8 protein-coding genes are annotated in these 10,395 nt (G+C 74.7%); all 8 read left to right on the top strand.

The window, feature by feature from the left end; genetic code table 11:
* Nucleotides 1-192: 192 nt before the first annotated feature.
* The 8 genes from M8316_RS17025 to M8316_RS16990 all read left to right on the top strand — a co-directional run bounded on the left by M8316_RS17025 (nucleotide 193) and on the right by M8316_RS16990 (nucleotide 10,295).
* On the top strand, nucleotides 193-1,674 hold the full coding sequence (locus tag M8316_RS17025) for a S1C family serine protease (RefSeq protein ID WP_250056552.1): 1,482 nt from the start codon (nucleotides 193-195) through the stop codon (nucleotides 1,672-1,674).
* A gap of 157 nt (nucleotides 1,675-1,831) precedes the next feature.
* Nucleotides 1,832-2,209 carry a YlxR family protein gene (locus M8316_RS17020; RefSeq protein ID WP_308196048.1) on the top strand — a complete coding sequence of 126 codons (378 nt, stop codon included), beginning with the start codon at nucleotides 1,832-1,834 and terminating at the stop codon, nucleotides 2,207-2,209.
* A 94-nt stretch (nucleotides 2,210-2,303) separates the two neighbouring features.
* Nucleotides 2,304-5,186, top strand: coding sequence for a translation initiation factor IF-2 (gene infB, locus M8316_RS17015; protein WP_250056550.1), 2,883 nt, complete (start codon nucleotides 2,304-2,306; stop codon nucleotides 5,184-5,186).
* A gap of 171 nt (nucleotides 5,187-5,357) precedes the next feature.
* Nucleotides 5,358-5,849 (top strand): 30S ribosome-binding factor RbfA, encoded by a 492-nt coding sequence (gene rbfA / locus M8316_RS17010; protein ID WP_250056548.1) that lies wholly within the window; start codon nucleotides 5,358-5,360, stop codon nucleotides 5,847-5,849.
* Between the two features lies 1 nt (nucleotide 5,850).
* Complete coding sequence (gene truB, locus M8316_RS17005) at nucleotides 5,851-6,780, top strand: tRNA pseudouridine(55) synthase TruB (protein WP_250056545.1); 930 nt, start codon at nucleotides 5,851-5,853, stop codon at nucleotides 6,778-6,780.
* A 183-nt stretch (nucleotides 6,781-6,963) separates the two neighbouring features.
* Complete coding sequence (locus tag M8316_RS17000; RefSeq protein ID WP_250056543.1) at nucleotides 6,964-8,094, top strand: DUF1059 domain-containing protein; 1,131 nt, start codon at nucleotides 6,964-6,966, stop codon at nucleotides 8,092-8,094.
* A 75-nt stretch (nucleotides 8,095-8,169) separates the two neighbouring features.
* Nucleotides 8,170-9,114: a bifunctional riboflavin kinase/FAD synthetase gene (locus tag M8316_RS16995; protein ID WP_250056541.1), complete on the top strand. Its 945-nt coding sequence runs from the start codon at nucleotides 8,170-8,172 to the stop codon at nucleotides 9,112-9,114.
* Nucleotides 9,111-10,295, top strand: coding sequence for a hypothetical protein (locus M8316_RS16990; RefSeq protein ID WP_250056539.1), 1,185 nt, complete (start codon nucleotides 9,111-9,113; stop codon nucleotides 10,293-10,295). Before M8316_RS16995 ends, M8316_RS16990 begins: the two co-directional genes overlap by 4 nt.
* Nucleotides 10,296-10,395 lie beyond the last annotated feature (100 nt).

The raw sequence follows: 10,395 nt of genomic DNA, 5'->3' as shown, positions 1-10,395 counted from the left end.
GGGTGTGCCCCCCCGCGGGCCCGGGCCCCCGGGGCGGGGGGCGCCCCCCCCCCCCGGGGGGGGGGGGCCCCGCCGCTGCCATCCGGGCGCCCGGGGGTGTGGGGACGCGAGCCCGCGAGGCTTCCGAGACGCACAGGAAGCACCCAGGTGAGGGTCAGCCGGGTCGCAGCCGGCACACGTTGACTGCACGGCATGGACAACGAGCGGACCAGCACCCCGGGCGACGACCGCGACCCGGCCGCCGCCTCGAACGCGAGCGGCACGACCCCCCACGACTCCCACGAGCCGGCCGGCCCCCTGGCGCCGGCGCCCGTGGGCAGCCCGCACGTCGACATGCCGACCAGCAGCGCGTGGGCCGGCCACGGCGCCCCCGCCGTCGCGCCCGTCGCGCCGGTCCGTCCTCGACGCCGCCGCGCCCGCCAGGCGATCGCCGTGGTCGCCGTCGCCGGCGTCGTGGCCGCCGGTCTCGGCTTCGCCACCGGCCGCGTGGTCGCCGACGGTGGCACCACCACCGCCGCCTCCAGCACCACCCAGACCGCGCCGAGCGCCGACGACGGCACCTCGACCGACGGCGGCACCTCCACCGACCCCTGGTCGGGCTCGACCGACGGCAGCACCGACGGCAGCACCGACGGCGGCACCGACGGCGGCAGCACCTACGGGTACGGGTACGGCGGCACCGACGGGTCCAGCGGGTCCAGCGGCTCCAGCGGCGGGACGTACGGCTACGGCTCCGAGAGTGGCTCGTCGTCCACGGTGGAGCAGGAGGCCACCGCCACCGACGCCACCGACGCCCAGTCGCAGGGCCTCGTCCTGATCACCACGACCCTGACCGACGGCGAGGCCGCCGGCTCCGGCATGGTGCTCACCTCCGACGGGCTGGTCCTGACCAACTACCACGTGGTGGAGGACTCCACCGACATCCAGGTCGAGGTCGCCACCACCGGCGAGACCTACACGGCCACCGTCGTCGGCCACGACGCCGAGAACGACGTGGCGCTGCTCCAGCTCGACAACGCCAGCGGCCTGACGACCGTCACGATCGACGACGACGGCGACGCGGCCGTCGGTGACGAGGTGACCGCGGTCGGCAACGCCGAGGGCCAGGGCTACCTGTCGGCCAGCGACGGCACCGTCACCGCGACGGACCAGCAGATCACCACCCAGAGCGAGTACGGCATCTCCTCCGAGGACCTCGACGGCCTGCTCCAGACCGACGTCGCCGTCGTGGGTGGGTACTCCGGCGGCGCCATGGAGGACGCCGACGGCGAGATCGTCGGGATGACCACCGCCGCCAGCAGCGGCAACGTCGCCGAGAGCTACGCGATCCCGATCGAGGACGCCCTGGCGATCGTCAGCGTGATCGAGTCCGGCACCGAGTCCGGCACCGTGCAGATCGGCGCCTCGGGCTACCTGGGCGTCTCGATCGACGCCAACGTCACCGGCGGGGCCTCCGTGGCCGAGGTCGAGTCCGGCTCCCCGGCTGATGACGCCGGCATCACGGCCGGCTCGCTGATCACCAAGGTGGGCGGGACCACCGTCGACGGCTACGACGACCTGGCCTCCGCCATGGACTCCCTGGACCCCGGGGACACCGTCAAGGTCACCTGGAGCGACGCCTCCGGCACCAGCCACTCCGCGACGGTCACGGTCGGGTCCTCGCCGATCAACTGAGCCCCCGCACGCACGCGACACGCCCGACGCCCCCGGTGTCGGGCGTGTCGTGCGTCGTCGCCAGGCCCGGCCCGACGCCCCGAGCGGCGCAGCGCACACCGGCAGCGGCCCCCTCCGGTTCGTTTCCGGTCGGGGCGAAGGGGTAAGGTGAACGACGGTGATCAGCCCAGCACTCCCTGCAGAAGCAGACGGTCCGTCCTCCGACGGCCCCGTCCGCACCTGCATCGGGTGCCGGGGGCGGGCACCACGACGCGATCTGCTGCGCACGGTGGTGGGCACGGACGAGGACGGCAGGGTTGCCGTGCTCCCCGACCCCCGCGGAGTCGCAGCCGGCCGAGGGGCGCACCTGCACCCCACGACCGCGTGCTACGACCTCGCCGTCCGCAGGAAGGCGTTCCCCCGGGCACTGCGCCGAGCAGCCGGGGCTCCGCTGGAGAGCGCACCGGTGCGGCAGTACCTCGACCGCGTCACGACCGACACCGACCGGCCCACCGGGGCCGGCCGCCTGACCAGGAACTGGAGCAGCAGCTCATGAGCACTCGATGAGTTACTCACGATGAGTTTGCACACCCACTGACGGTCTCGAGAGACAACCCCCGGATTCGGGTCTCGAGGCCAGGAGGAGAAACGTGGCCAAGACCCGAGTTCACGAGCTCGCCAAGGAGTTCGGAGTCGAGAGCAAGTTCGTTCTCGAGAAGTTCAAGGAGATGGGGGAGTTCGTCAAGTCGGCGAGCTCGACCGTCGAGCTGCCCGCGGAGATGCGTTTCCGCAAGGAGATCGGCCCGACGCTGAAGGGCGGCGGCTCCGCCCCCGCCTCGTCGGCGCCCGCCCCGGCAGCGCCCAAGCCCGGCCCCAAGCCGGCCGCGCCCGCGCCGTCCCCGGTCGCTGACGCGCCCAAGCCCGGCCCGAAGCCGGCCCCGCGCCCGGCCGCCCCCGCGCCGGAGAAGGACGAGGCGCCCGCGCCCGCCCCGGAGCAGCCGGCTGCTCCGGCGGCTCCCGCCGCGCGCACCGAGGCCCCGCGTCCGGCCGGCCCCCGGCCGACCGGCGGCTCCCGCCCGTCCTCGGACGGCGGCTCCGCCCCGCGCCCCGGCGGCCCCCGCCCGGGCCCCCGCCCCGCTCCGCAGGCCCCCGCGGCCCGTGGTGGCTCCGGCAGCAAGCCCTCGGCCCCCCGCCCCGGCGGTGGCCGTGGTGGCGGCGCCCCGCGCCCCGGCAACAACCCGTTCGCCTCCAGCCAGGGCATGGGCCAGCGGCCCGCTCCCCGCCCGGCTGCTCCCGGCGGCAACGACCAGCAGCGTCCCCCGCGGCCGCCGGCCGGTCGTGACGGCTCCGCTCCCCGTCAGGGTGGCGGCGCTCCGGGCGTCCCGCGCCCGAACCCGGCGATGATGCCGAAGTCCCCGGCTGCCTTCGGCTCCGGTCCCGGCGCCCGCCCGGCCCCCGGCCGCGGTGGCGCCCCGGGTCGCGGTGGCGCCGGCGGCCGTGGTGGTGCCCCGGGTCGTCCGGGCGCCGGCGGCGGTGCTCCGGGTCGTCCCGGTGGCGGTGGCTTCGGCGGCCGCCCCGGTGGCGGTCGTCCCGGTGGTCGCGGCCAGACCCAGGGTGCCTTCGGTCGCCCCGGCGGTCCGTCGCGTCGTGGTCGCAAGTCGAAGCGGGCGCGTCGTCAGGAGTTCGAGGCCATGGAGGCCCCGACGATCGGCGGCGTGCGCGTCCGCAAGGGCAACGGGGAGACCGTGCGTCTCGCCCGTGGCGCCTCGCTGACCGACTTCGCGGAGAAGATCAACGTCGACGCCGCCCAGCTCGTGCAGATGCTCTTCAGCCTCGGCGAGATGGTCACCGCGACCGAGTCGGTCAACGACGAGACCCTCGAGCTGCTCGGTGAGGAGCTCAACTACGACGTCCAGGTCGTCTCCCCCGAGGACGAGGACCGCGAGCTGCTCGAGTCCTTCGACCTCGAGTTCGGCGAGGACGAGGGCGACGAGGACGACCTGGCCATCCGGCCCCCGGTGGTCACCGTCATGGGTCACGTCGACCACGGAAAGACCAAGCTCCTCGACGCGCTGCGTTCCGCGAACGTGGTCGACAAGGAGGCCGGTGGCATCACCCAGCACATCGGTGCCTACCAGGTCACCACCGAGGTCGACGGCAACGAGCGTCGCATCACCTTCATCGACACCCCGGGTCACGAGGCGTTCACCGCCATGCGTGCCCGTGGTGCCCAGGCCACCGACATCGCGATCCTCGTGGTCGCGGCGGACGACGGCGTGATGCCGCAGACGGTCGAGGCGCTCAACCACGCCAAGGCCGCGAACGTGCCGATCGTCGTGGCGGTCAACAAGGTCGACAAGCCCGAGGCGGACCCGACCAAGGTCCGCGGCCAGCTGACCGAGTACGGCCTGGTGCCCGAGGAGTACGGCGGCGACGTGATGTTCGTCGACGTCTCCGCGAAGTCCCAGCTCAACCTCGAGGGCCTGCTCGAGGCCGTCGTCCTCACGGCCGACGCCTCGCTCGACCTGCGTGCCAACCCGACGCAGGACGCGCAGGGCCTCGTGGTCGAGGCGCACCTGGACCGCGGTCGTGGCCCGACGGCCACCGTCCTGGTCCAGCGCGGCACGCTGCGGGTGGGCGACTCGATCGTCGCCGGCCCGGCCCACGGTCGCGTCCGCGCCATGCTCGACGAGTACGGCGAGAACATCGAGGAAGCGGACCCGTCGCGCCCCGCGATGGTGCTCGGCCTCAACGCCGTCCCCGGCGCCGGCCAGAACTTCATCGTGGTCGAGGACGACCGCATGGCTCGCCAGATCGCCGAGAAGCGCGAGGCCCGCGAGCGTGCTGCGATGCAGGCCAAGCGCCGCGTCCGCCGCACCCTCGAGGACTTCATGGCCTCCATGGAGAAGGGCGCGTCGCAGGACCTGAACCTGATCCTGAAGGGCGACGTGTCCGGCTCGGTCGAGGCCCTCGAGGACGCCCTGGCGAAGATCGACGTCGGCGACGAGGTCGGCATCCGGGTCATCGACCGCGGTGTCGGTGCCATCACCGAGACCAACGTCGACCTGGCCTCCGCCTCCGACGCCATCATCATCGGCTTCAACGTCCGCCCGCAGGGCAAGGTGACGGAGATGGCCGACAAGGAGGGCGTCGAGATCCGCTACTACTCGGTCATCTACCAGGCGATCGAGGAGATCGAGGCGGCCCTCAAGGGCATGCTCAAGCCGGAGTACGAGGAGGTCGCGCTCGGCCAGGCCGAGATCCGCGCGATCTTCCGGTCCTCCAAGATCGGCAACATCGCCGGCTGCATGGTCACCAGCGGTGTCATCCGACGCAACGCCAAGGTGCGCCTCATCCGCGACGGTGCCGTCGTGGTCGAGTCGGCCGACCTGGCGTCGCTGCGGCGCGAGAAGGACGACGCGTCCGAGGTCCGCGAGGGCTTCGAGTGCGGTCTGGTCCTGAAGAACTTCGGCGACATCAAGGAGGGCGACATCGTCGAGGCCTTCGAGATGCGGGAGATCCCCCGCGCCTGAGCACCACCCAGCAGTACCGCGTCCGGGGGGCCCGCCCCCGCGGCGACCCCCCCCCCCCCCCCCCCCCCCCCCCCGCCCGCGCCCGGGGCCCCCCCCCGGGGGGGGGGGCCCCCCCGGCGCGTCCGCCCCGCTCACGTCGGCGGGGCGGCGGACACCTCGAGAGGAACCACCATGAGCAGCCCCCGCGTGCGCCGCATCGCCGACCGCATCCAGGTCATCGTCGCCGAGATGCTCGAGCGTCGGATCAAGGACCCGCGGCTCGGCTTCGTCACCGTGACCGACGTCCGGGTCTCCGGTGACACCCAGCAGGCCACCGTCTTCTACACCGTCCTCGGCAGCGTCGAGGACCAGCAGGCCCAGATGATCGCCAGCGCCCAGGCGCTGGAGTCCGCCAAGGGACTCATCCGCTCCGAGGTCGGCAAGCAGCTCGGCATGCGTCACGTCCCCAGCCTCACCTTCGTCGCCGACGCGCTGCCGGAGACCGCCCGCCAGCTCGACGAGGTCCTGGCCCGCGCCAAGCAGCAGGACGAGGAGGTCGCCGCCCTGCGTGGCGACACCTACGCCGGCGAGTCCGACCCGTACAAGAAGCCCCGCGTCCGCGACGAGGACCTGGACGACGACTGGGACGCGCAGGACGACACCGACGACCGCGACGAGGACTGACGTGGCGGACGCCCCCCGTCCCACCCCCGTCCCCGGCCTCGTCGTCGTCGACAAGCCGGCCGGGATCACCTCCCACGCCGTCGTGGCGCGCGTGCGCCGCCTCGTGGGCACCCGCAAGGTCGGCCACGCCGGCACGCTCGACCCCATGGCCACGGGCGTGCTGGTGCTCGGTGTGGACCGTGCGACGCGCCTGCTCGGGCACCTGATGCTGACCGAGAAGGGCTACGACGCCACGGTCCGCCTCGGCGTCGCGACCACCACCGACGACGCCGAGGGCGAGGTCGTCGAGGCCGCCGGGCTCGGCGACGTCACCGAGGCCGATGCCCGGGCCGCGCTCGCCGCGCAGACCGGCGACCTCCTGCAGGTGCCGACGGCCGTCTCGGCGATCAAGGTCGACGGCAAGCGCGCCTACCAGCGCGTGCGCGACGGCGAGGAGGTCGAGCTGAAGGCGCGCCCCGTCACCGTGCACGAGCTCACCACGGGCGAGGCGTGGACGGCCACCACCGAGGACGGCGTCCGGGTCCTCGACGTGGACGTGTCGCTGCGCTGCAGCTCCGGCACCTACGTCCGGGCCATCGCCCGCGACGCCGGTCGCGCACTGGGCACGGGCGGCCACCTCACCGCCCTGCGACGCACCGCCGTCGGCCCGTACGCGCTGGCGCAGGCCCGCAGCCTGACGGAGCTGGCGGACCTCGCCGAGGAGGGCGGGCCGGGCGCCGTCGTCCTGCCCATCGCGGAGGCGGCCCGCGCGGCGTTCCCCGCCGTCGACCTGGGCGAGGACGACGCCTCCGCCGTGCGGGTCGGACGACGGCTCACGATCGAGCTGGCTGGCCTGACCGCCCTCTTCGCGCCGGACGGCACCTTCCTGGCGCTCTACGAGCCCGACGCCGAGCAGCCGGGCACCGCCCGCCCCACCGCGGTCTTCGTCTGAGGCTCACGCGGGCTCCTGGATGGCCCGCCGAGGCCCGGGTCCGGCGGGCCCTGTCGCCGGTCGGCGTGCGGGACTAGTCCGATCGGGTCATGCCCGCGGATCGGTCGGTGCGAATGCCGCAGCGGGGGCGCCACGGGCCCTCCACCTCGCCTAACCTGCGACGGGGGAGAGAGGGAGTGACCCATGGCCGCGAGCGCCGTGCCGCACCCGGTCCTCGACGACCTGGGGTCGGCGCAGGACCTCCGGGTGCGTGCCGTGCTCGACGTGCTGGCCGGGCACCCCCGGGCCGCGGTCGCCGCGGCGCACGCCGTCGAGCCTGCGCTGCTCGACCGGTGGGTCACCGCGTTCGTGGAGGCCGGGGCGGCCCAGGTGACGAACCGCCCCCAGGGGGAGACCGCCCAGCAACGGGACCGCTTCCTCACGGTCTTCACCCACGGCCTGCGCTCCCCGCTGGCCGTCGCCCAGGCATGGGTCGGCCTGCTCGGCGACCTCTCCGTCGATCCCGGCACCCGCGTCCGGGCCCTCGAGCGGCTGCAGCAGTCGCTGGACTCCCTCGCCGACCGCGTCTCCGAGGTCGAGCTGCTCACCGCGGCCATGCTGGGCCGGCTCGACCTCGACGCCCGCGAGGTCTCCGTCGGCCGGCTCGCCTCGGCCGTCACCCGGCCCGAGGACGTCGGCGGGGACGGGCCCTGGCTCCGGGTGGTCGTCGACCCGGTCCTCTTCATGCGCGTGCTGCGGGACCTGTGGTCCGCGGCCGCCACCACCCAGCCGCTGCCCCGACGCGTCTCGCTCGAGTCGCGGACCGTGGGCAGCTGGGTCGAGCTCCGCGTCGTGCGGACCGGCGACCCCGTCGAACCCGAGACGGCTCGCTCCCTGTTCGAGCCGTTCAACACCGGGCACGGCGAGGCGGGCCTGACCGTCGGCCTCTACCTCGCCCGCGCGCTGACCGTCGTGCACGGCGGCACCCTCGGCCTCGAGCAGGACGAGGAACGTGCCGCCTTCTGGGTCCGCGTGCCCGCTCCCGGGAGCCCCCCGGAGCGCACGGTCGAGGAGCCGTCACCCACGGCCGCGACCCCACACCACACATCACCCCCCCAACCCGGCCCACCAGGGCCACCACCACGAGGAGTCACCATGAAGTTCGAGCTCGCCTGCGGCGACGTCATGCCCGGCTGCCCGGCCACCTTCACCGACGAGACGCAGGACGGTCTCCTCGGCCAGGTCGCCGACCACGCCGCCCACGCACACGGCATCACCGCCATCACCCCCGAGGTGGCCGAGGCAGTCGGGGCCCAGATCCGGCGCGCGGGCTGAGACCCATCTCGCACCGGCGCGGCGTGCGCCCGGGCCACCCGGGAGGGCCCTCGGGCGCCCGCTAGGGTGGCGCCCGTGACGCTGTGGCGATCCCTGGACGAGCTGCCTGCTGACCTCGGCCGTACCGCCGTGGTCATCGGCAACTTCGACGGCGTGCACCTGGGGCACCGCCGAGTGCTGACGCGCGCGCGGGCGGTCGCCGACGAGCGCGGGCTCCGCCTGGTGGCGGTGACGTTCGACCCCCACCCGATGGCGGTGCTGCGGCCCGAGCACGCCCCCACCACGCTCACCGGCCTGGAGCAGCGGGCCGACCTCCTGCACGCGGCCGGCGCCGACGAGGTGGTCGCGCTGCCCTTCACCCGGGAGATGTCGGGCTGGACCCCGGAGGAGTTCGCCCGCCGCGTCCTCGTGGACGCGCTGCACGCCGCCGCCGTCGTCGTGGGTGCCAACTTCCGCTTCGGCCACCGGGCCGCGGGGGACGTGACGCTGCTGGCGCAGGTCGGCGCCGCGCACGACTTCACCGCCGAGGGCATCCCGCTGGACGGCGGCCCGCAGGTGTGGTCCTCGACCTACGTCCGCACCTGCCTGGTCACCGGGGACGTGGCCGGCGCCGGCGAGGCCCTGGGGCGACCGCACGGCATCCTGGGCACCGTCGTCCGGGGCGACCAGCGGGGGCGCGAGCTGGGCTTCCCCACCGCCAACGTGCCCATCCCCGGCACCATCGCGGTGCCCGCCGACGGCGTCTACGCGGGCTGGCTGCGCCGCCTCGACGGGGCCGGCACCTGGCCGGCCGCGATCTCCGTCGGCACCAACCCGACGTTCGAGGGCGTCCGCGACCGCCGCGTCGAGTCCTACGTGCTCGACCAGACCGACCTGGACCTCTACGGCGCCCAGGTCGAGGTCACCTTCGTCGACCGCATCCGCGGCATGGTGGCCTTCGAGTCGGTGGAGACGCTGATCGAGCAGATGGACCACGACGTGGTTCGGACCCGGGAGATCCTGGGTATCGACCCGGCGTGACCCCGCCCGACGAGCACGACGCCACCGACGGCCCGCCCGCCGGCGGCGAGGACCCACCCGCGCCCACCGAGCCCGCGCCCACCGAGCCCCTGGCGACCGCGGGCACGGCCCGCCCGCGCCTGCGCCGTCGCCGCCGCGAGGAGGACGCGCCGCAGAGCGTGGAGGAGACGCTGGCCGCCGCCGACAAGTGGTTCGACGGGCACGGCCTGCCCTACTTCGTGCCCGAGCGTCGCGCCCAGGTGCGCGAGGGCCTCTCGCCGCGCCGCACGCTGCCCCGCCTCGGGGTGGCCGTGGGCGTCTCCGCCGCCCTGGGGGTGCTACTGGCGGTGCTCACCGACCAGGTCAGCGCCGCGCCCGCCCTGGTCGTGGCCAGCGTGGTCGCCGGTGGGCTCTGGTACGCCCTGACCACCCTCCAGGCCGGTCCGGTGGTGCGCTGGGCGGGCACCCGCACGCTGGGCAACGTGCGCCACCTGCTGCCGCAGCTGACCCGGGCGCTCCCGCTGCTGCTGGTCTTCGTCACGTTCCTGTTCATCAACGCCGAGGTGTGGCAGCTGTCCGCGTCCCTGGCCGGGGGAGCGCTGTGGCTGACCCTCGTCCTGTTCGTGGCCCTGGCCATCGGCTTCCTGGTGGTGCGGCTCCCCGAGGAGGTCGACCGTCTCGACGACGCCGTCGACGAGGACTTCCTGAGGCGGGCCTGCGAGGGGACCCCGCTCGCGGGTGCCTGCCGCGACCTGCTCGCGCGGCGTCGGGAGGGGAGCGAGGGGACGGCCGCCGACCCGGTCGCCCGGGCCCAGGTCTCGGGCTACGAGCGCACCAACCTCGTGCTGTTCCTCGTCATCCTCCAGGCCGGGCAGCTGCTGCTGCTCTCCGCGCTGGTCACGGTGTTCTTCCTGCTGTTCGGGGTCATCACCATGGACCCGACCGTGCAGGAGACCTGGACGGCCTCCGACGTCGCCGCCCTGCCGCTGCTGAGCAACCTGAGCGTGGCGCTGGTGAAGGTCTCCCTCTTCCTGGGCTCGTTCTCCTTCCTCTACCTGGCTGTCTCCACCGTCACCGACGAGAGCTACCGCAGCCAGCTGCTGGGCCTGGTGGTACGCGAGCTGGAGCGCGCCGTCGGCCTGCGGGCGGTCTACCTGGCGCTGCGCGGCCGCGGCGAGGAGCCGCCCCCGACCACCGACTGAGCGGCCCCGCACCCAGACGCCGACGGCCCCCGGAGCAGCTGCTCCGGGGGCCGTCGGCGGGGGGGGGGCGCCCAGGCGGCGCCGGGCGTGGGGCCGAGCG

It is taken from the genome of Nocardioides bruguierae, from assembly GCF_023554635.1.
GTDB lineage: Bacteria > Actinomycetota > Actinomycetes > Propionibacteriales > Nocardioidaceae > Nocardioides > Nocardioides bruguierae.
This window is presented reverse-complemented; position numbering and strand designations above follow the sequence as displayed.

What these genes read in the sequence shown, in the direction of transcription:
- M8316_RS17025 (WP_250056552.1), top strand. Translation starts at nt 193, where the DNA reads ATGGACAACGAGCGGACCAGCACCCCGGGCGACGACCGCGACCCGGCC.
- rbfA (WP_250056548.1), top strand. Translation starts at nt 5,358, where the DNA reads ATGAGCAGCCCCCGCGTGCGCCGCATCGCCGACCGCATCCAGGTCATC.
- M8316_RS17000 (WP_250056543.1), top strand. Translation starts at nt 6,964, where the DNA reads ATGGCCGCGAGCGCCGTGCCGCACCCGGTCCTCGACGACCTGGGGTCG.